The sequence below is a fragment of the Noviherbaspirillum suwonense genome, from assembly GCF_900182955.1.
Taxonomy (GTDB): domain Bacteria; phylum Pseudomonadota; class Gammaproteobacteria; order Burkholderiales; family Burkholderiaceae_D; genus Noviherbaspirillum_A; species Noviherbaspirillum_A suwonense.
In genome coordinates this window covers 70,150-91,243 of record NZ_FXUL01000025.1, presented here as the reverse complement: position 1 = coordinate 91,243, position 21,094 = coordinate 70,150, and the positions used below count along the sequence as shown (strand labels likewise).

Annotated in this window: 13 protein-coding genes and 1 pseudogene; 2 read left to right on the top strand and 12 right to left on the bottom strand. The window is 64.7% G+C overall.

Going from position 1 to position 21,094, the window contains the following annotated elements; genetic code table 11:
* Window positions 1-291: pseudogene (locus tag QOL82_RS24150) on the top strand (hypothetical protein); the annotation flags it as partial.
* Between the two features lie 308 nt (window positions 292-599).
* Here QOL82_RS24150 and QOL82_RS24145 read toward each other — a convergent pair.
* The 7 genes from QOL82_RS24145 to QOL82_RS24115 form a co-directional block, all read right to left on the bottom strand.
* On the bottom strand, window positions 600-2,969 hold the full coding sequence (locus QOL82_RS24145) for a PAS domain-containing hybrid sensor histidine kinase/response regulator (RefSeq protein ID WP_283444867.1): 2,370 nt from the start codon (window positions 2,967-2,969) through the stop codon (window positions 600-602).
* Window positions 2,970-3,077: 108 nt separating this feature from the next.
* A complete protein-coding gene (locus QOL82_RS24140) occupies window positions 3,078-5,054 on the bottom strand; it encodes a S9 family peptidase (RefSeq protein WP_283444866.1) in 1,977 nt (658 codons plus the stop codon).
* A 703-nt stretch (window positions 5,055-5,757) separates the two neighbouring features.
* Window positions 5,758-6,288: a hypothetical protein gene (locus tag QOL82_RS24135; RefSeq protein ID WP_283444865.1), complete on the bottom strand. Its 531-nt coding sequence runs from the start codon at window positions 6,286-6,288 to the stop codon at window positions 5,758-5,760.
* 56 nt (window positions 6,289-6,344) lie between these two features.
* The gene (locus tag QOL82_RS24130; protein ID WP_283444864.1) at window positions 6,345-7,493 is read right to left on the bottom strand and encodes a zinc-dependent alcohol dehydrogenase; all 1,149 of its coding nucleotides are present in this window, start codon (window positions 7,491-7,493) and stop codon (window positions 6,345-6,347) included.
* A 304-nt stretch (window positions 7,494-7,797) separates the two neighbouring features.
* Window positions 7,798-10,098: a molybdopterin oxidoreductase family protein gene (locus QOL82_RS24125; protein WP_283444863.1), complete on the bottom strand. Its 2,301-nt coding sequence runs from the start codon at window positions 10,096-10,098 to the stop codon at window positions 7,798-7,800.
* A gap of 35 nt (window positions 10,099-10,133) precedes the next feature.
* A complete protein-coding gene (locus QOL82_RS24120) occupies window positions 10,134-11,885 on the bottom strand; it encodes a chloride channel protein (RefSeq protein ID WP_283444862.1) in 1,752 nt (583 codons plus the stop codon).
* Entirely contained in the window at window positions 11,866-12,315 is a 450-nt protein-coding gene (locus tag QOL82_RS24115; RefSeq protein ID WP_283444861.1) for a MarR family winged helix-turn-helix transcriptional regulator, read from the bottom strand. The genes QOL82_RS24120 and QOL82_RS24115 overlap by 20 nt, the downstream gene beginning before the upstream one ends.
* A gap of 337 nt (window positions 12,316-12,652) precedes the next feature.
* Between QOL82_RS24115 and hmpA the strand changes: the two genes are divergently transcribed.
* The gene (gene hmpA / locus QOL82_RS24110; RefSeq protein WP_283444860.1) at window positions 12,653-13,921 is read left to right on the top strand and encodes an NO-inducible flavohemoprotein; all 1,269 of its coding nucleotides are present in this window, start codon (window positions 12,653-12,655) and stop codon (window positions 13,919-13,921) included.
* 41 nt (window positions 13,922-13,962) lie between these two features.
* Here hmpA and QOL82_RS24105 read toward each other — a convergent pair whose 3' ends face one another.
* The 5 genes from QOL82_RS24105 to QOL82_RS24085 form a co-directional block, all read right to left on the bottom strand.
* On the bottom strand, window positions 13,963-15,018 hold the full coding sequence (locus QOL82_RS24105; protein ID WP_283444859.1) for a glycine zipper 2TM domain-containing protein: 1,056 nt from the start codon (window positions 15,016-15,018) through the stop codon (window positions 13,963-13,965).
* Between the two features lie 306 nt (window positions 15,019-15,324).
* The gene (locus QOL82_RS24100) at window positions 15,325-15,792 is read right to left on the bottom strand and encodes a hypothetical protein (protein WP_283444858.1); all 468 of its coding nucleotides are present in this window, start codon (window positions 15,790-15,792) and stop codon (window positions 15,325-15,327) included.
* Window positions 15,793-16,021: 229 nt separating this feature from the next.
* Complete coding sequence (locus QOL82_RS24095; protein WP_283444857.1) at window positions 16,022-16,777, bottom strand: hypothetical protein; 756 nt, start codon at window positions 16,775-16,777, stop codon at window positions 16,022-16,024.
* A gap of 82 nt (window positions 16,778-16,859) precedes the next feature.
* Window positions 16,860-19,292 (bottom strand): two-partner secretion domain-containing protein, encoded by a 2,433-nt coding sequence (locus QOL82_RS24090; protein ID WP_283444856.1) that lies wholly within the window; start codon window positions 19,290-19,292, stop codon window positions 16,860-16,862.
* Between the two features lie 64 nt (window positions 19,293-19,356).
* Window positions 19,357-21,030, bottom strand: coding sequence for a ShlB/FhaC/HecB family hemolysin secretion/activation protein (locus tag QOL82_RS24085; RefSeq protein ID WP_283444855.1), 1,674 nt, complete (start codon window positions 21,028-21,030; stop codon window positions 19,357-19,359).
* Window positions 21,031-21,094 lie beyond the last annotated feature (64 nt).

Genomic DNA, 21,094 nt, shown 5'->3' with positions numbered 1-21,094 from the left:
CAACGCCCAACGCCCAACGCCCAACGCCCAACGCCCAACGCCCAACGCCCAACGCCCAACGCCCAACGCCCAACGCCCAACGCCCGTGATTACTCTACAGTTCTCACGCAGGGGAGGGGTCATATCTTGAACGTTACAACTTATGAAAGTCGTATGTTCGGCCTTCCTTCCGCCAATTTACCGTCGCTCTTATCATGCCGATTAACGTGTTCACAAAATCAAATATCGGCTGGCAGTCATGTGGCGTCAAAACTCAATAGCAAGATGATGGGAATTGAAGATAAAAAATAATTTAGATAAATTTTACGCAATCTGTTTTCCGTTGACCACCTGCGCTAGAGTTGGGCAAACACCCCGGAGAATTCCATTGATAAGGAATACGGCCGCAACTTTCCCCCAATACGGGAAGCCAGCGGCATATCCGTCAAGTCATGTCCAACCCCGATCCCGTCGCCCGGCGATATCTATCCAACGCACACATGGCCATCGGCGCTCTCCGTTCGTCGCTTACACCGGGATCGGCCAGTTATGCAGGTAGTTTGGACTTCGCTGACTCCCGCTACAGGCTTTGCCATCCGGCACCGACTTGGTCCGGCAGGCTACGACGATTCCTGCGGCGACCCAAGCTGATTCAGGATGGCGGTGAGCTCTACCGTATCGGTTGGCTTCACAAGGTGATAGTCGAAGCCAGCCGCTTTCGAAAGCACGCGGTCATGCGCCTGGCCGTATCCGCTCAGCGCAATCATGACGGCATTGCCGGTCTCCGGCTTCGCGCGAAGACGCCTGGCCAGGCTGTAGCCATCCATGTCCGGCAAGCCGATGTCCAATATGAATGCATGCATCTGCCCGAGGCTGGCGTGCGCCAGCGCGCGATCCGCATTCCCGACGACCACGACCTGGTGCCCCTTTGCTTCGAGCAGGGAGGCGAGGGACTCGGCGGCGTCGGTATTGTCGTCCACGATCATCAGGCGCACCGGACCCGATGGCTGAACTGGTCTGGTGACCGCAGCGTCGCCGCCGGCCGGGGATTCGCCTGCCGCCTGCAGCGGGAGCCCGATGATGAACGTGCTGCCCTTGCCCAAGCCTTCGCTGCTTGCCGTGACCCATCCGCCGTGCAGCGCGGTGAGGCTCTTGACGAGTGACAGCCCCAGGCCCAGGCCGCCTTGCGCGCGGTCCGGGGTGCGTTCCCCCTGCGTGAACAGATCGAATATATGCGGGAGCAGCGATGGCGCGATGCCGCTGCCGTTGTCGCTGATGCGTATGGTCGCCGTTGGCGGCTTGGCTTCAAGCACCAGCGAAATCTGACCGCCCTGCGGCGTGTACTTCGCCGCGTTATTCAGGATGTTGGCGATGATCTGGACCAGTCGTGTCTTGTCGCCCGACACGAAAGCGGGTGTAGGCCCGATCCGCAGGCGAAGCTCATGGTTCCTCGCTTCAAGCAAGGGTCCGGCCTGTTCGATGGCGCTGTAGACGACAGCCTGCAGGTTGAGGGTCTCCTTCTGCAAGTCCGTCAGGCCCCGGGTCACCCGGGATACGTCCAGCAGATCGTCGACCAGATCGGTCATATAGCTGACCTGCCGCGAAATGATCTCGCTTGCCTGGTGCAGGCGCCGTTCATCGTTGGCAACCAGCTTGATCAGCTCGGCCGCGGTGTTGATCGGCGCCAGGGGATTGCGGAGTTCATGGGCCAGCATCGCAAGGAACTCGTCCTTGCGCCGGCTGGCTTCCCTCAGTTCATCCTCGGCTTCCTTCTGCGCATGGATGTCGGTGCAGGTACCCATCCACCGGCTTATCTTTCCGGAAGCGTCCCGCACCGGCAGTGCCCTGGCCAGTGCCCAGCGGTATTCGCTGGAGTGGTGCAGGAGCCGGTACTGGACCTCGTACGTTTCGCCGGTGGCAAGACTGTGCTGCCACTGTGCCTGAACACGGTCGCGGTCGTCCGGGTGCAGGATCCCGTCCCACATCTTCGCCGCGGTCGAGCATTCCCGCACGCCGGTAAATTCATACCACCGGCGGTTGTAGTAATCCGGTTCGCCATCCGGAAGCGTCGACCAGACCATCTGCGGCATCGCCTCGGCGATCGTCCGGAATTTTGCCTCGCTCTCCCGCAGTGCTTCCTTGGCTTTCACCTGGTGGCTGATGTCCATCTGCGCGACAACGGCGCCGACGATATTCTGGTTGCTGTCCCGGACCGGCTTCGCATTCAGGACGATCGCGCGACGCTCGCCGGCGTCGTGAAACGGCTGGATGTCCACCCTGTCGTTGAGCGCATCCTGGCCCGATAAGGCGCGGACCAGCGCCCATTCATGGGACTGGAGCGGCTGGCCGTCCTTGTCCGAGCCATCGGCCCACCAGCCTTGCCATGCGCCGTACTCGTTCGTGCTTTCCGGCGTCGGCGGTTCTCCCCATATGCGCTTGTATTCCGGGTTGCATAAGATGACTTTCCCGCCAGCCTCGGCGACGCTGATGCCGACCGGCGCCGCCTCTAGGACCGCATTGAGACGCTGCCGTTCGTTCTCCGCGGCTTCTTTCGTGATCATCGCAAACCGCGCCACCGACTCGGCAAGCGCCTGGTCGATGCCCTCGTTGAAACGGGTGACGTCGGACATGTCGGTTGGAAGCCCGAGCGTGACTTCTCCCCACAGGTGCAGCACGCTGCTGCGCAGCGCACGGTATTCGGAGACGAGCTGCTCGATCGAGTAGCCCGACGCCAGCCGCGCCATCGCATGGGTTTCCGCGGCGGTGTCGCCGGGGCCGCGTGGCGCCAGTCCCCTGGACTTGAGAGATTGCTCGAGTTCGGTCTGGGGCCGGCCTATGTCCGCCGCAATCGCCCCGAGCATGAAGGAAGCGTGATTCCTGAGCGCCTTGCTGTCCATCGTGAAAGCAGGCGGGGTAATCGTCTTGGCAAATTCTTCCCATGCGCCGAGGATCACTTCCATTCGCGAAGTGATGAAATCTGATAGGCGCATGGCTACTTTCTGGGTCATGGTGGGAATGACCGCAATGGCCAGGCGAAGAATTTTCCAGCGAATGCCGGGAGGGGAGCTATCTCCCGCGCATTTGCGATGGAGCGTGGATTAAATGGACGGGCCGGCGCCATGTGTCTCGTCCTTGCACGCGTATCGGTTGATCCAGTCGACAATCCGGCTTGCCGCATCGGCCCGGCACGACGGTTTGCCCTCTCCCAGGAATGCGTGGCCTTCGCCGGGATAAAGGACCAGCTCGGTCGGCGTATCGCCAGCCCGCATGAGGCTGACGAACATCTCCTCGGACTGGCATTTCGGACAGCGTTCGTCTTCCTTCCCCTGGACGAAGAGGGTGGGCGTTCTCGACCGTTCCACGGACTGCAGCGGCGACAGCTTGCGCGCGAACTCGCGATCGAAGCGCGGCGCCGTGCCAAGGTAGAACGGATCGGCATAATAGCCGCCGTCGGATGTGCCGTAGTGGGTCTCGATATTGCCGACCGGCGCCATCACGACCGCAGCGCCGAATTGGTCGGTATGGCCGATTGCCCATGCGCTGAGGAAGCCGCCATACGACTTTCCGGAAATGGCGACCCGGTTGTCGCAAACGCCTTCGTCCCGCAAGGACGCTACCGCCGCGAGATGCTGGGGCAGGTCGTACTCACCCCAATGCCCGGCAAGCCGGTCGCAAAACTCCCGGCCATAGCTCGAGGAGCCCACGGCGTTGAGCGCGAGCACGCTCCAGCCGCGCGAGCAGAGAGCCTGCCAGAACACATTGGTGTCGAAGTCCAGCAGCACATAGCTGGCTGGTCCGCCGTGCGCATCGTTGAGCAGGGGGCCGACGCCGTTCGCATCGGCCGGGCGGAGCAGCCAGCCTTCGATCGTTTCGGAGCTGCCTTTGCCATCCGGCACCTTGAACGTTTTGACTTCCAGCTTCAGTGCTGTCCGCTCCCGCCACCACGGGTTCATGTCGGTCAGCTGTCGTTCGGCCCGGTCACCGGGACCGAGGGTCCAAAGCTCGCTCGGAAGCACCGGGCTTTCGACGCTGTAGACCAGCCGGTCCCCGCAGCATGCATAAGCCCCGAACTGGCGGTCGCCCGCGACCAGCGTCTTCAGGGACCGGTCCTCCAGGCTCGCGCTCACCAGGCGGTGCCGCCCGCGATGCGCCTGGCTGAAAACGATGTTCCGGCCGCCATTCGTCCAATGCAGCACGGCCCCTGCGGCCACTTCGATGTTGTCCGTGCTGAAGAGCGTGGTCTCGCCGGTCGCGACTTCATGGAGCCAGAGCGTGGTCTGTCCTTCGCCTTCCTTCTCAGCGCCGGTGAACGCAATCCATCGGCCGTCGGGCGACCAGGCCGGCGTCGCGACGGTGGACAGATGCTGGACCAGCGGGCGGTGCTCCTTGCCCCGGGCGTCGCAGACCCAGAGTTCGGTGCAATGCGCGAAGCGGCCCTCACGAGTCCGGGAATAGGCGACACGCTGGCCGTCGGGCGATATGTCCACGCCGAGCACGTCGAATGCGCCGTCTGTCAGAGGGACGTGATTTCCAGTACCGATGTCGAGCCAGAACAGCCGTATTTCCCGGCCCAGCAGGAACCCGACGCCATCCGATTTATACGGTAATTTCCAGGCGACCTCGACCGCACAGGTATTGTGCGGGGGCGCAGCAGTAGAGCGGGCGCCGCGCAGATCGGCGTCGACCGAGACCCCGGATGTCACCAGCATCGATTTTCCGTCCGGCGCCCAGGCAAAGCTGGAGACGCCGCCGGCAAAGTTGCCGACCTGTGAGGCTTCGCCGCCATTGCGCGGCAGCGTATGGAGCTGGTAGCTTCCGGTGCGATTCGAGATGAATGCCAGCGACGTCCCATCCGGCGACCAGTGCGGATCCTTGTCCGTGCCGCCGGTTCCCTTGGTCAATTGGGTTGGAGGCCGGCCATCCAGAGGGACGCTCCAGATCGCATACCGGTAATCGTCATTGATCCGATCCACCGACCTGAAGGTGCAGGCGACTTCATTGCCATCGGGTGCAAAATCGATTTCGCTTGCCTTGATATGCATGTAGAGGTCATCGACCTTGAAAGGTGTGCGCATTGGCATGAGTTCCCATAGATGCTATCCATTGATGTAAAACGGCGACGACCCGATTCGTCCTTTCTCGGCTAATTCAAAGTGGTAAGACGTTCCCGCATGCTGTTGCACTCCGCGCAGAGCCCGGCACGATCGGCCAGGACCTCATAAGGAAATTGTATCGAGCGCCTCCACCTGATAACTGCGCAGGAAAGCCGGGTGCCAGAACCAATTAGGGCTGCAGAACCACCGGTTCAGAATCGAGGCCGGCAACATACGAAGCAGCCGCAACGCGAACGCGCGTTTATTGGCCGCAGAAATATTGCCACCTCTCCTACCCCATCGCAGTCATCTAATCCGTTAATTTATTGCATTATTGTCTATGGAATCCGTAGGCGGCATCAGACAAGCACGTTAAATCGTGTCAGCGGTTTCTTACCAGTTACGCAACAGACAATCGGCGGCATCCGGTGTCGGGAGGCCGACATCGGCACTGGCTATGGACTTGAATCAGGCTGGGGGAGGGTGCTGTTTGAAGGGGCAAGCGAAAAGCGCTAGAAGTTGCAGCGCTTTCAGCCTGGCCATTGCGTGGGCGCGATTCCTGCGCTGGAGATGACCCGGAAGGGACTGGCTGATGCAGTCGAAGACGGAACGTGCATTCGGCCTTCGACTGTTGAAACATCATTGCTGGCGACCGGTCGAGACCGCGGGCGCGAATTGAAAAGACTTATCTCAACTTCTTGCGCTGCCGCATGCCATAGAGGAGACCCAGGATGCCGCCGACGACCAGGACCTTCCCGGCAAAGCCGACCGGGTTGTGCCTGATCTCGGCCTTGATTCCCATCTCGCCCAGGATGTTGGGCACATGGCCTTCGCTCAGGTCTTGTCCTATGCCTTCGACAACGTTCACGCGATCCGCGAACATCAGCAGCAGCCAGTGCCGGATGTCGTTTTCGCTCAGCGTAAAGGCGTAGTCGCGTATTTTTCCAGACCAGCCGCTGGGCGGCGAACTCGTGCCGAATACCGGCGTGATGCGAGGACGTTCAATCGAATGATGCACCTTGATATTGACCGGCTGCTGCTCGGGTATGTCCCAATGCACGTTGTCCAGGCGCGGCGGCGTACGCTCCTTCGGATAGGCCGGGCGATTCTTTATGTCGAGGTCGGCGCCCCAACCCTGGATATGCGACATGTCGCGCTTGGGCCGGTGATGCGCATGTTCGCCGATTTCCGGTGTGGTCGTGATTCTGCTGTCCATGACAGTAAGCTCCTGTATCGGTAATTGCGGGCTGTTAGGCTGATGATGCGGCTGCTTCAGGCGCCTGGCGGAATCAGCACGGTCTTGATGCAATTGTCGAGCTTGCTCGAGAACATATGGTAGGCGTCCGCCACTTCTTCCAGCGGAATCCGGTGGGTGATGATCTCGCGCGGGCTGATGCGGCCAGCCTGGATATGTTCGATCAGCCGCGGCAGATGCCGCTTCACGCTGGCCTGGTTCATCCGCAGCGTGAGTCCCTTGTTGACGGCGTTACCGATCGGTATTGCATTGAATGTCGGGCCGTAGACGCCGACGATGGAAACCGTGCCTGCCTTGCGCACCGAGTTGATCGCCCAATGCAATACGGTCGCGGCGCCGCCCTGCAGCTTCATGTAGCGCCCGGTCAGCGTCTGCATTGCATTGCCGACCGCTTCGCAGCCCACGCAATCGATGCAGACGTCGGCGCCGAGGCCATCGGTCATCTTCTTGATATGGACCGCCATGTCGTCGACTTCCTTGAAGTTGACGACCTCGCACTGCGCGTAGTTCCTGACGAATTCCAGCCGGTACTCGACATGGTCCACGACGATGACCCGGCCGGCGCCCAGCAGCCAGGCGGACTTGGCCGCGAAGATGCCTACCGGTCCGGCGCCGAACACGACCACGGTGTCGCCTTCCTTGATGTCGCCCATCTCGGCCGCCTGGTAGCCGGTAGGGAAGGCATCCGTCAGCAGCACCGCATCTTCCACGTGCAGGTCCTTCGGGATGACGGTGGGGCCGACGTCTGCCATCGGCACCCGGACGAATTCCGCCTGGCCGCCGTCATATCCGCCGGCGGTATGGGAATAGCCATAGATGGCGCCCACCGCGGTGGCCTGCGAATTCACGTTGTGGCAGTTACTGTAGAGTTCCTTCTGGCAGAAGTAGCACGAACCGCAAAAAATATTGAAGGGGACCAGCACGTGGTCGCCGACTTTCAGGTTTTGCACTGACTGTCCGACCTGCTCGACGACGCCGGTGAACTCGTGGCCGAATGTCGTGCCCACATGCGTATCCGGCACCAGGCCGTGGTAGAGATGCAGGTCCGAGCCGCAGATGCAGGAACGGGTGACGCGGATGATGGCATCGTTCGGATGCTCGATCTGCGGGTCGGACTTGTGTTTGGCGCGGACCCGGTAAGGTCCCCTGAATTCCATTGCCAGCATTATTTACTCCTGTTGATTGTTTTTCCGGCTCGGGGAAGCACGCAGTTTTGCGGTTAACCCGAGACGTTCGTTTTCAGCGGGGACAATGAATGCCCGTCCTGTCAGACATGTCGAAATGGAATGGTTCTCGCTTTAGATGACGTCTTGTTGATGGTTGTCCGGTTCAATGCGAAAGAGCAGCCCGATTGGCCGCGGAACAGGCAGACAAGTGCCTGCGCCGGCATCGTGCAGGAAACCGTGCTCGGCAAGGAAACCGGTTTTCCCCCCGCCGGGGAGCCGAGAGGCTGAACGCTTGCCGGCAGCGTCAGCGCATCGCGAAGGGCGTGACCATCGTGCCGTCCAGTTCGCGCAGCCTGTCGAGCAGCCACTGCTCCGGCGCGCCGAAGCTCAGCTTGCGGAGGGCGACCGGGGCCGACTTGAACTGCGGCTGTTGGCTCACCGGGTCGCGGGCATACCAGGTGTGCTGGTTCGCCGCTTCCAGGCCCTGGCCGTAATGGAACGGGATAAACAATTCGCCCTGGCGCATGGTATCGACGACCATGGCCAGGCCTTGCCACGTCCCCCTGGGCGACGTGATTTCCACCGTGTCGCCCAGGGCAATGCCATACCGGGCGGCGTCTTCGGGATGGATCTCGACATAGGCATGGGGCGCGCGCCGGTTCAGGAAGTCCGAGCGGCCGGTCTTGGTGCGCGTATGGAAGTGATAGACCAGGCGGCCGGTATTGAGCAGGAAGGGAAAGGCTTCAGTCACCGGGTTCGGCTGACGGCGGTAGCGGACGGGTTTCAGAAACGCCTTGCCAGCGGGATCGATATGCCTGTAGTTGTCCCGGGTGTGCTTGTTACCCGTCAGGAAATCCGCGCCGTAGCTTTCGCAGTCATCGATGCCGGTCCAGAAATGCAGGTCCTCGTAAAGCCGCTCCGCGCCGCGCGAGTATCTTGCATTGCAGGGCCAGCGAACGGCGCCCATCTCGAGGATGAGTTCATAGCTCATTCCGGAGTAGTCGCACGGACGGCCCGCGGAGACGCGCCGCCATTCGTCGAAGGCGTCCCGCGGCTCGCGGAAGCGAATCAGCGGCTGGCCGTCCCTGTCCGCGAATCCCAGTCGCTGCGCGACGTCGATGAAGATATCCAGGTCGGTGCGCGCCTCGCCCGGCGGCTCGACCGCCTTCAGCAGCAGGTTGACGCTGCGCTCGGCATTGGTCACGCAGCCGGTCTTTTCTCCCCACATCGCGGTGGGAAAGTAGATGTCGGCGAGCGCGACCGATTCCGTGTCGATGAACGGGTCCTGCACGACCAGGAACAGCTTCTCCAGGATCGTCCTGCTGCGGTTCTGGTCCGGCAGGCTGACCAGCGGATTGGTGCCGATCACCCACATGAACTCGATCTCGCCGCGTTCGGCGCTTTCCATCATGGTGAGGATGTCCTTGGGCACTTCCGGGTGGAAGTCTTCGAAGGCGATGTTCCACAGTGCGCACAGGTCCTTCATGTGCTGTTCGTTGTGCGGATTGCGGTAAGCCGGGTAGGAGCCGTCAGCCCCGGCCTCGCGGTTGGACATGGCGGACGGCTGGCCGGCCATCAGCAGCGGGCCGGCGCCCGGCTTGCCGATGGCGCCGGTCAGCAGATGGACCGTGTTGACCAGCGATGACGCGCCGGTGGCCTCGACGCTCTGGTAGAAGCCCTGCAGCACGGTCGACACCATCTTCCCCGTGCCGCCAATCCAGTCGGCCGCCGTTTCGAGCACGATCTGCTCGATGCCGCAGATCTCCGCCACGCGTTCCGGCGGATAGTCGTCGGTGACCGCCTGCAGCTGCGCGAAGCCGACAGTATGGGCATTTACGAAGTCCATCCGGACTGCGCCGCGGCGGATGAGCAAATGGATCAGGCCATTCATCAGCGCCACATTGGTGCCGGCGCGCAGCTGGATATGCAGGTCCGCGCCCTGGCGTACGGTCGGGCTCCTGCGGGGATCGACGACGATAATCCGCCCGCCATTGCGCTTCTTCGCCGCGAGCATGCGTTCCCACAGGACGGTCTGGGATTCCGCCACGTTGTGGCCGTACAGGCAAAGCAGGTCCGCCTGGTCGATGTCGGCATAGGACGCCACCGGCCCGTCGGCGCCGAAGTTGGCCATCAGGCCGGTGGCGGACGTGGCTGTGCAAAGCCGGGTGTTGCCGTCGATGTTGGAAGATTGCAGCCCGCCGCGCCACAGCTTGGCCAGGGTGTAAAACTCTTCCAGCGTCAGTTGGCCGGAGTTGTAGCAGGCGAGGTTTTCATGGCCCTGGTTCCACGCTGCGCGGAAACGATCGATGAAGAAATCCATCGCCTCGGCCCAGCCGACCTGTTCCATCGGCTGTCCCTTGCGGCGCCGTATCATCGGCAGCACGCCGCGCTGACGGTGGTTGTTCGCCACCCACCCGTGCTCGCCCTTGGGCCCCAGGTGGCCGAAATTGACCGGATGGCCGGCATTGCCGCGCACCCCGGCAATCCGCCCGTCCTTGACGGCGATGTCCATGCCGCAGCCATTGGAGCACAGCAGGCAGGCGGAATGCACCCATTTGTCCGGCTCGCCTTCGATTCCCAGGCTGCTGTCTACGCGTATGTCCATGTCTTGATCCAGGTTGGGCGGCGCAGGCGCCGGCGTCAGGAAGCCGGGCGCTCGCGCCGGCCCAGCAGCCGTTCGCGAACATGCTCTTCAACGAAGCTCAGGCCGGTCGGCTTGACCAGGTCGCTGCGGCTGATCAAGCCCGCCAGCCGCCGTTCGTCTCGGCTGTAAACGACCGGCAGCCGTTCCAGGTGCAGCGACGCCATGCGCCGCGCCACGACCTGGCAAGTCTCGGTCGGCAATGCGCAGGCCGGCGGCTTGTCGAAGAGCGTCGCCAGCGTCCCGCCGGCGCCGCTCGCCAGCGCCTGCTGCAACAGCGTGCGGTCCAGCATGCCGAGCACGACGCCGTCGGCGTCGACCACCGGGAAGGCCCGGTGCAGCTGGCCGTCGCCGAAGTACTGCGCATCGGCCGCGGCCAGCGCCATGCCGGCAGCGATGGACACCGCATCGACTGTCATGACTTCTTCGACGAACACGCGTTCCTGCGGGTCGACGCTGTATTCCCGGTAGATGTGCAGGCCGCGCCGCGCGATCTTTTCCGTCATGATGGAGCGGCGCATTACCATCACCGTGAAGCCGTACGACACGCCGGTTGCCAGCAGCAGCGGCAGCAGCGCATTGAAGTCGCCGGTCAGCCCGAGCGCGAACACGGCAGCTGTCAACGGGGCGCCGAGCACGCCGGCCAGCACGGCCGCCATGCAGACCAGCGGCCATAGCGACGGGTCGCTTCCCGGGAAGATGATCGAGACCGCCGTGCCCAGCCCCGCGCCCAGCATCAGCAGCGGCGCCAGCACGCCGCCGGACGTGCCGGAACCCAGCGCAATCACCCAGATGATGGCCTTGATCGCCAGTAGCGAGCAGGCGGCGGATGCGACGATCCGGTGGTTCAGCAGGTCGGCGATGACATCGTAGCCGACGCCCAGCGCGCGCGGCTCCAGCCAACCGCCGACGCCGACCGCGACGGCGCCGAGCGCGGGCCACCACATCCAGTGCACAGGCAGATGCGCGAACAGGTCCTCGACCCGATACAGCGCCTTCGACATCACGGCCGACAGCATGCCGCTCAGCAGTCCCGCGACCAGGCAGACGCCCAGTGCGGCGAGCGACGCCGGCGCGGTCTGCAGGGGGAACAGCGGCCCGGCTTCCATCAGCAGCGGCCGGCCGAAGCCGGCGACCGCGCAGGCCAGTATTACCGGCAGCAGGCTGCGAGGGCGCCATTCAAACAGCAGCAGCTCGACCGCCAGCAGCACCGCGGCCACGGGGGTGCCGAAGACCGCGGTCATGCCGGCGGTTGCGCCGGCCACCAGCAGCGTCTTGCGCTCGGCGGCGCTCACCGAAAAATGCTGCGCGACCAGGGAGCCGATCGCGCCGCCGGTCATGATGATCGGCCCCTCGGCGCCGAAAGGACCGCCGCTGCCGATGACGATGCCGGACGCCAGCGGCTTGAGCACCGCGACCCGCGCCGACATGCGGCTCTTGCCGAACAGGATGGCTTCGATCGCTTCGGGGATGCCGTGGCCGCGGATCTTTTCGGAGCCGTAGCGGGCCATCAGGCCGACGATCAGGCTGCCCAGTACCGGGACGACGATCACCCAGGCGCCGAGCTGGTGCGTTGCCGGCGAGCGGTCCGCAAACGACACCGTCTGGAAAAAGAACAGGTTGGTGAAGAAGCGGATCAGGTTGAGCAGCGCCCAGGCCGCGCCCGTGCTCAGGCCGCCGATCACGGCAGCGATCAGGCAGAGCAGCAGGAGCCGGCCGTCGACGCTGTAGTCACGACGATGAAGTTGCACTGTCCGCTCCCTCGTCGTTGAAGGCCGAAATATGGGCGACCTGGAAAACATTGTTCAGCGACTGCAATTCCGCCCGATGCCGGTCCGCCAGGCGCCGGAGCCGCCCCTCGCCGTCGGCGGTGAGGCTCACCAGCACCTGCCGGCGGTCGTTCGCGCCTTCCTCCCGGACGACGAGTCCGGCCGCCTCGCAGCGGTTGACCAGGGCCAGCGCGCCATGCGGCAGCACCTGCAGCCGTTCCGCCAGTTCGCCGACGGTCGCAGTCTCCCTGCCGGGCATGCCCTTGATATGCAAGAGCAGCAGGTATTGCTGGGGCGTCAGTCCCTCGCTTTCGGCGGCCTGCTCGCTGAAGCGCAGGAAGCGGCGCAATTGGTATCGGAATTCGGACAGGGCTTCGAAGTCGGGCTTCGCCAGTTTTTTGGAAGAGGGCACGGTGGACAGGGGAATGGTTGAGCTGGCCCGCGACCGGGAGCGGCGCGCGGGACAAGCTGGAAACGGGGACGCAAATAATATATCATGGCGTGATATAAATGCGCCATGGCCAAGCGCCTCCGCGCGTTGTCCCCGGCGGCGGGCAGGCGATTTCGCCGGGCCGGCATTATTCTGGCGATTGCGCTGTCAAAGGAAAGGCTGCAGCGCACAGGACCGCACTCTGGTGAGACAGAGGAGACATCCGCAGTGGATGACGCCGGTCGCATCGCGCATCCGCTTCCTAAACCAACCCGCGACGCGCCATGCGCAACGCGTGACCACAAGGGACCACACCCCAATGTCAATGCTCGCTCCCACCACCATTGCAATCGTCAAGTCCACCGCGCCGATCCTGGAAGCCCACGGCGAGACGCTGACCCGCCATTTCTACAGCCGCATGTTTGCCCATAACCCGGAAGTCATGCCCCTGTTCAACCGGGCGAACCAGACCGCCGGCGCGCAGCAGCGCGCGCTCGCGGCGGCCATCACCGCCTATGCGGCCAATATCGATAACCTGGAAGTGCTGGGCGGCGCCGTCGAGCTGATCGCGCAGAAACACGCTTCGCTGATGATCAAGCCCGAGCACTATCCGATCGTCGGGGAAAACCTGCTGGCCTCCATCCGGGAAGTGCTGGGCGCCGGCGCAACCGACGAAGTCATCGATGCCTGGGCGCAGGCGTACGGATTCCTGGCCGATATCCTGACCGGGCGGGAAAAGCAGATCTACCGGGAAAACGCGCAGCGGCCGGGCGGATGGGAGGGCTTCAAGGCATTCCGCGTCGACCGCAAGGTCAGGGAAAGCGCGAATATCACGTCCTTCTACCTGGTGCCGGCCGCGGGCGACGGGACGCTCCCGCTATTCAGGCCCGGGCAATACACCACGGTGCGCGTGCCCACCGCGGACGGGTCGACCACGATGCGCAATTACAGCCTGTCCGACAAGCCCGGGCAGCCATGGCTGCGGATCAGCGTCAAGCGCGAGGAAGGGCCGGAAGCGGATCTGCCCTCCGGCTACGTCTCCAACTTCCTGCATGATCGGGTCGATGTGGGCGGGGAAATCGCGCTGGCGCCGCCGTGCGGGGAATTCTTTCTCGACGTGACCGAAAAGCACCCGCGGCAGCTGGTGCTGCTCGCGGCCGGCATCGGCATCACGCCCATCCTGAGCATGCTGCTCACGGCGCTGGAAGCGATGCCCGAGCGGGACATCGTGCTGATCCACGGCAGCCTCCACGAGGACGTGCAGGCGTTCAAGCCGACCCTGGATGAACTGGCGCGCAGCCATCCGCGGCTGAGCGTGCATTACCGGTACAGCGACCCGCAGAGGACGGACCCGGCGCGCAGCGGCAATGCCAGCACCGGGCTGATCGATGCGGCGCTGATCGAATCGTTCGTGCCGGAGCGCGATGCCGACTATTACTTCTGCGGACCGCAGCCCTTCATGATCAACATCTATCATGAATTGCTCACGTGGGGCATTCCGCCCGGACAGGTGCATTTCGAATTCTTCGGTCCGCGCCAGAGCCTGCAAAGCCGTCCGGCGCCGGCTGACGCCCCGAAAGCCGGCTGAACGCTGCGCATCCGGCCGGCCGGGACGCCGGGTCCTGACGGTCAGATGCGCGTGAGGCCGCCATCGACGATGCGGACCTTCTCGCCCTGGCGCAGGCCGGGGTCGGTTGCCGTCGACACGGTCTGGGTGCCGCCGTTGTCCAGTCGCACCAGGACTTCATAGTGCGTACTGTTGCCGACGCGTTTTTCCACTTCGCGTCCGGCCAGCGCGCCGCCGACAGCGCCAGCCACCTGCGCCACCGTGCGGCCGTTGCCGCCGCCAATCTGGCTGCCCAGCAGGACGCCGGCCAGTCCGCCGCCTATCGTGCCCAGGTAGCCGGCATCGCCTTTCACCTCGACGAGATTAACCGCCTCGACCGAGCCGCAGTTGCCGCAATACCGGTCGGCACGCTCGACCGGCCGCGAGGCGGCCACCAGCGGCTGTCGCAACGTATAGCTCGACACGCGCTGGTCCACGCGCAGGTTGGCGATGACGGTGCTCGACGGCATGATGTGATCGTTCCGGCGGATGGTATAGATGCCGGTGTACTCGCCGCTGCGGACTTCGTTCAGGAAGAAGCTGCCCTGGGCGCCATCAATCCGGATATCGACCTTGCCGCCCGGCGTGCCTTGCAGGGTAAAGGCAAGTTCGCTGCCGCGGCTGACGTCGCCTGCCGGCTGCACGTCGAACCGGCTGATCTGCGGCGCCTTCGGCGCGGCCTGGTTGCTGCGCGCCGATTTCGGCGGCACGCCGCGCTGCAGCGATTCGCTCAGCACCGCGGTCGCGACCTGGTTCCCGACCCGGAGATTGCCGGTCACCGCGCTGTTGGCGGTGATGCGGTCACGGCTGCCGATGGTGTAGATGCCGGTGTATTCGCCAGGGCTTTCCTCGACCAGGTTCAGGTTGCGCTGCGCGCCGACGATGCGCAGGCTGGCCATGCCGCCCGGACTGCCGTACAGGTCGAACTTCATTTCCGTGCCCGGCGCGAGCTTGCGTACTTCATCGACATTGAAGCCGTCGATATGCGGTGTCGCGGCATTGCGGCCGTATTGCTGGCGGCTTTGGTCCTGCGCGGCGGCAGTTCCAGGCAGGGACGCCAGCGGCAGCAGGGTGAGCATGGCGAGAAAGGCAGCCGAATACTTGGTCGGGACGTAAATAGGTTTCTCCAGGGAGGATGGTGTCGATGGTCGGGAAGAGGTGACGACAAATGTTTCCTCTAAGAACCATTGTAACCGACAACCTCGGCCATGGATGAAACAAACTTTCGCTGATTAATTACAGCCTGGTGGTAACTGGGAAATCGCGCCCGATGGCTGCGATTCCGCCGCGCAGAGAGGGTCCGGCCGTCCAGCGCCAGCTGCGATTGCCGCGGAGTCCGGGTGGGCTAATCCTGCACGGCGGCCCGTTTTACCTGGATGCCGGCTTCAGAAGACCGATAGTCCGCTGTCGGCGGGCGCGCGCCAGACGCGGGACGGCACCGCCAGGCCGACCGGGCGTGGCATGGTGTCGCAGGCATCTGCCGGGACCGGCGCGGTCTGGCCGGCCTTTTTCGCCTGCAGCAGGGCCAGCACGTCGACCGCCATCTCGAACGATTCGTCCGGCGACACGCAGAACAGGCTCAGCAGCAGGAAGGCGAGATCGGCCGGATGCTGTTTGCCGGTGGCATCGAAGCGCGCAGCGACCGCGTCCTTTTCGATTTCCATCTCCTGGCGCGCCTGGATCTCGTCGAGAAAGTCCCGGGTCAGTCCTGCACGCGCACTGGCCGACAACGCACGCCACAGCTTGCCGGATGTGCCGGGTTCGTCCCGCAGGTCGACGCCGGCATTTTTCAGGGCGGCCAGCAGGTTTTCGGCGCTCTTGCCGATGTCTTTGGGTTCTATTTTCAGGTTCATGACTGTGTGAATGATGAAGGCAGCGCAATTCGGAAGGTCGCAGAGTATACGCTGAACGGCAAACTGGCCCCATTTACCGCCAGGTCGGACGGGCGCGCAGCAGGCAAGGCAAGCGTTGCGGGGCCGGCGTCAGCGTGGAATAAAGCCGGCGTACGAACGGGCGGGCATTGCTGGGCCAACTCCGCCGCAGCGCTGCCGGCCTGGAACATCGCAGCCGGCAGCGCAGGCCTTATCGGGTCGGATATCCGTATGCCGCAAAGGTCTCGTGCGCCTTGCGCGTTTCCGGCAGAACGTAGACCACGCCTTCCGTCTTCAGGAAGGCCGGGCGGACGACTTTCTGGAAAAAGGCGGCCGGCACATTGATGCAGCCGTAGGAAATCCGCTTGTCCGCCGACGCCGGGCTTGCCAGGCGCGCCGCGCGCCGTTCCTTCGGCGTGCCGGGGACGACCGCATGCAGGGAAATCGCGGCATCGTAGTCGACCCAGAGGATGTCCTGGCCGCGGAGGTTGGTATCGAGCGAAGCGACGAAGCGCCCGGCGGGCGTGGTCCGCTCTTCCGGCCGTATCGTCGAAAGCTTGCGCTCGCCGATGCCGGGGACCGAGTCGTCGCCATGCGCGAGGCCCAGCAGCACGGATGTGGCGCCGAGGAGGTTGCCGTCCATGTCGAACGCAAACGTCCTGGCCTCCACCTTGTCGACCACGATGAACGGCAGCTTGTCATTGTTGCCGGAACCGACCACCCAGTCTGCCATTTCCCGGGCCGCAGCCGACATCGGCTCGCGCCCGGCGTTGGCCTTTCTTGGCGCGGCTGGCAGCGCCTCAGCCGGCACGGATGGCGTCGGCGACTGTGCCGACTGCACGAACCCGTCTCCGACGCCGGACGGCGGCCCGTCGGCGGCAAGCGCGGGCGACATGCCGCCAACCGCGACCGCCAGGCTGCCGACGAATCCCGCGAGACGGAGCAGGCGCGATGCCGGCTGCTTCATTCGCAGCGGAAGCGCGGCAAAACGCCTGCCGCCGTTTCGTCCCGTGCGGTGTCCTGGTCGTTTCCCCATGGCTCTCCCCCGGTCAGTTCCGGTCCTGCTTCCTCGGCCGTTTGCGTAGGGCCGGCCTTTCAACCGGGACCGGCACGGGCTGGACGAAGACCGGCGGCGCGGCGACCGGGGCCGGGACGATCTCCACCGGGGGCAGCGGCGCCGGGCCGGCGACGATGGTCAGCGGCGGACCGGCATCGAACGGCGGGAGCACCATGGTCGACGGCGGCGTGACCGAACGGTACGCAATTCCCGACACCACGCTGAACACCGCTTCCGTCGCGTCGGGGCCGGCCGCGATGGTCCACAGCGGGGTCGAGCCCGGCAGTAGCGGTAATGTGCCGGTCGATGGCGTCGACCCGGGCCGGCCCGCCGCACCAGTCGACGGCGTTGCGCCAGGACGGGCTGCACCGCCGCTGGTGGGCGATCCGATGGCCGGCGACGAACCGGCCGCGGCTGCGGTGATGGTGCCGGTCGTGCGCGCCGCGATCGGTCCGCAGCATGAGGTGGGAAGCGCATAGGCGCCGGCGTTTGGGCCGCCCAGCGTATAGCCGGTGAAGGTGATCGTCTTGCCGGCGCCTGCATCCGCGCTATCGAAACTGGCGGTGCTGCCCGGGCCTGCAAGCAGCGTGACGCCGGCAGGGTTGCCCTTCAGCGAATCGAGCGTGGTCGCGGTCGTGCCGTCGTAGCCCTTGTCGCCGCCAGATGCGAATACCAGCATGTGCTGGGTCAGCGCGGCGTCGGTCAACGTGAAATGCGGAAGGAAGTCGGTCGGCGTCGTGTACGAGGTCGGGTTGTAGTTGATCGTCACCGGCGCATTCGGGCCGGTCACCACGACCGGCGGCGCCAGCGGATCGAACACGACGGTGCCGCCGGACATGCCCGGACCGCCGCCGCCAAAGCCGGCGTTCAGCAGCAGGCCCAGGGGCAAGCCGAGGCTTTGCGCCGGAATGCTGCTGCCCCGGGTCAGCGTGATCTGCGCGCCGATGCGGATATCGTTTGCCGCGCAGATTGCGACGTTTCCATCGGTCGTCGTCAGCGCCGCGTCCAGGTTGACATCGCGCGCCGCGCTGAGCAGGACGCTGCCGTTGACCGTGGTAATGGGGGCATCGACGTTGATATCGCGCCCGCAGCACGCGACCACGTTGCCCTTCGTGGCGCTGATGGCATTGTTCAGAATGACGTCGCCGGTCGCATTCAAGGTCAGCGTCGTCGGCGTCTTGCTGGCCGTCCAGCTCACCGCGTCATTGACCGTGATGTCGCCGGTGCCCGGCGGGGCGCCAGCGGGGATGGCGGAGGTGCCGATCGTCACGCTGGTCGTCACCAGCACGTTGGACAGCGTGGCGCCGGCGATGCTGTCGCCGGCGCCGGTGCCGACGGTAAAGGTCTGCTGAGCGATCGTCCAGGTGCCGGACGTTCCCAGCGGGGCCGCGGCGGTGACCGCTGCGCTGTTCTGCACCTTCACGCGGGCTGCCGAGGTTTCGATCGTGCCGCCGTTGCCGCCACCGGGCGCGCTGGCGTCGAGCGTGCCGCCGACGTCGACTGCGCCATTGCCCGCGCCGCCAAGCAGCCTGATCGTGCCGTTGCTGCTGGAGATGGTCTGCGCCAACACCGTGCCGGTATTGTTCACCGCGCCCGAGAGCAGGCTGCCCGCTGCCTGCGTCGTCATCAGCACGAGGCCGCCGTCGGCCTGGATCATGCCGCCGTTTTGGACCAGCGCATTGACCGCGCCCTGATCGATCTGGACGTTCAGCAGCTTGTCGCCGGCAAGGTCGAGCGTCATTGCCTCGCCGCTGGCCAGCGCCACGCTGCCCAGTCTCGCCGAGATCACGCCATCGTTGGCGACCTGCTTGCCGAGCAGGGCGACGTAGCCGTTGTCGGCATTGATGTTCCCCTGGTTGGTCACGGCGCCGTTGCCCGCGCCGCTGAACTTGTAGCGGCCCGCCATGAAGTCCGCATCGCTGATGTTCAGGCTCGACGCGACCAGCCCGGCGACATTGACCGATGCGCTGGTGCCGAAGAGGATGCCGTTCGGATTGACCAGGAACACCTTGCCGTTGGCGCTCAGGTTGCCAAGGATGCTGGTCGGGTCCGGCCCGATGACCCGGTTCAGCGCCACCGCGCTGCTGCCGGGCTGGACGAAGTTCACCGACTCGCCGGCTGCGATGCTGAAACTCTGCCAGTTGATTGCCGCATTCTGGCTGGACTGCGTGACGACCATGTTGCCAGGGGTGCCGCCTACGCTGGCGCTGCCGGCGGAAACGACGCCGCCGGCCGGCAGCGCATACGCGCTGGCGCTGACGGCCAGCATCACGGAGGCGGCCAGCACCTTCAGCGTCATCGCGATGCGGTCGCCGCCATTGCGCAGGCGCAGCCGTGCCTTCTTGCCTGCGCCCGGGGCGAGTTCGGAGACGGCGGCATAGGCGCCGGCGCTTTCATTCCAGATGGATCGGTAGATACGGTTCATTGCATGCTTTCGTAATTGTCTTCCACCAGCGATTCCGCTTTCAACAGCGGCCTGCCTGCAGCGATCAGAAATATTTGACGCCCTGGATCCAGAACCGGCCCGAGCGGTCGGGCGCCGACAGCGCTTCCTCGCCGCCGAGCTTGCGCGCGTAATAGGCTTTTACCGAATAGCTGCTGTCGCCGATCAGGTTGACGCCGACGCCCGCGCCGCTCAGGGTGCGGCGGTTCGTGCCGGCCGTCCACGGGCTCTTGTTGGCGCTGACGGTGCCGGTATCGACAAAGGCAATCAGCTGCAGCTGTCCGGGGTAGGAAGGCCAGTACCGTGCGGGAACCCGGTAACGCGCTTCCAGGTTGAGCAGGTAGCCCTGGTCGGCGAATGCCTCGCCTTCCGGATAGGCGCGGACCCCGCCGATGCCGCCCAGCGCCATCTTCTCGGAAATGTCGAGGTTCTTGGACGCGACCTGGCCGCTGACGCCGGCATAGAGCGAAACATTTTCGGTCAGCGCCTGCAGCCGGCTCGCGCTGGCGCTCAGCTTGCTGTAACGGCCCGCGGTGCGCGCGTTTGCGGCGTCGAAGCTCGCTACATCCGGCGACTGGATGTCGAGCCGTCCAGTGGACAGCGTCATGGACGCGCTGCTGATGCCGCCGCCGCCGACCTGATCGCGGTGCTCGCCGTACAGGCTCGCCATCAGCACGTCTGCCCGTTTGTCGCTGCGCGCGCCGGTCGAATCGATCCTGTCCCTGAATGTCTTGTGGTCGACGCCGAGCTGCGCATACAGGTTCGTGCTGCGCGACCGGATCAGCGGATAGTTACCGTAGACCGAAGCGACGGTCGCGGTGCCGTTCGCATCGAGCGGGTCGAACTCCCGGCCGAGCGCATAGTCGAGCCGGCTGTAGGCGACGCCCACCTTCGCTTTTCCAAGCTGGACCTGGTACGACGCCCGCGCATAATTCAGGCCCGCGCCGGAAGTCAGCACGCGCAGGCTGGCAAGGTCGCCTTGCCCGAGCGGGTCGTTCAGATTGACGGTCGCGCCGATGCGGTATTCGCCGGTGTAGCGATTGCCCGCATTGTCGGCGTCGATGCTGCCCGACACGCGCGGGCCGGGGACGATATCGACGATCAGGTCGGATGTGCCCGCCGATGCGCCCGGCGCCAGCGTCGAGCGGATGCCGACGCCCGGAATGTCGGAGAGCAGCAGCAGGCGGCTTTCGAGCGGCGCGATCGCCACCACGTCGCCGGCGTTCACGCCATCGAGCACGGAATCGACCAGCGCATTGGAGAGATTGGTCTGGTTGCGGACCTGAATCTTGCCATAGCGGCCTTCGGCCACCGCGATGGTGACGACGCCGTTCCGGATTTCCTGCGCGGGCAGATAGGCCTGCGCAAGCACGTAGCCGTCGCGATGATAAGCCTCGGTAATCTTCCCGGCCATTGCCCTGAGTTCGCCGAGGGTCAGCTCCGAGCCGGGCTGGAATTCGGCGATGGCCGTCAGCGCCGCGTCCGGATACAGCTGCGCACCGGTGAAGAGCAGGCTGCGGACTGGAATCCGCGTGCTGTCGGCAAGCGCCGGCGCGGGCGCGGCGGCCGGCGCAATGCGCACATCGGGCAGTTCTTTCGGCAGGGTCGGGGTCGGCGGTATCTGCTGCAACTGGCTGCCGGCGCCGGGTGGCTGTGCGGCAAGCAGACCGGTGGTCACAGTCAGCAGGGCGAGGGGAATCAATCTTATAGATAAGGTCATTGGCGCGGGTCGACGAGATAGGTTGCAAAAATGTGAAAACTTCAAACGGCGGGGTGCTTCGGAT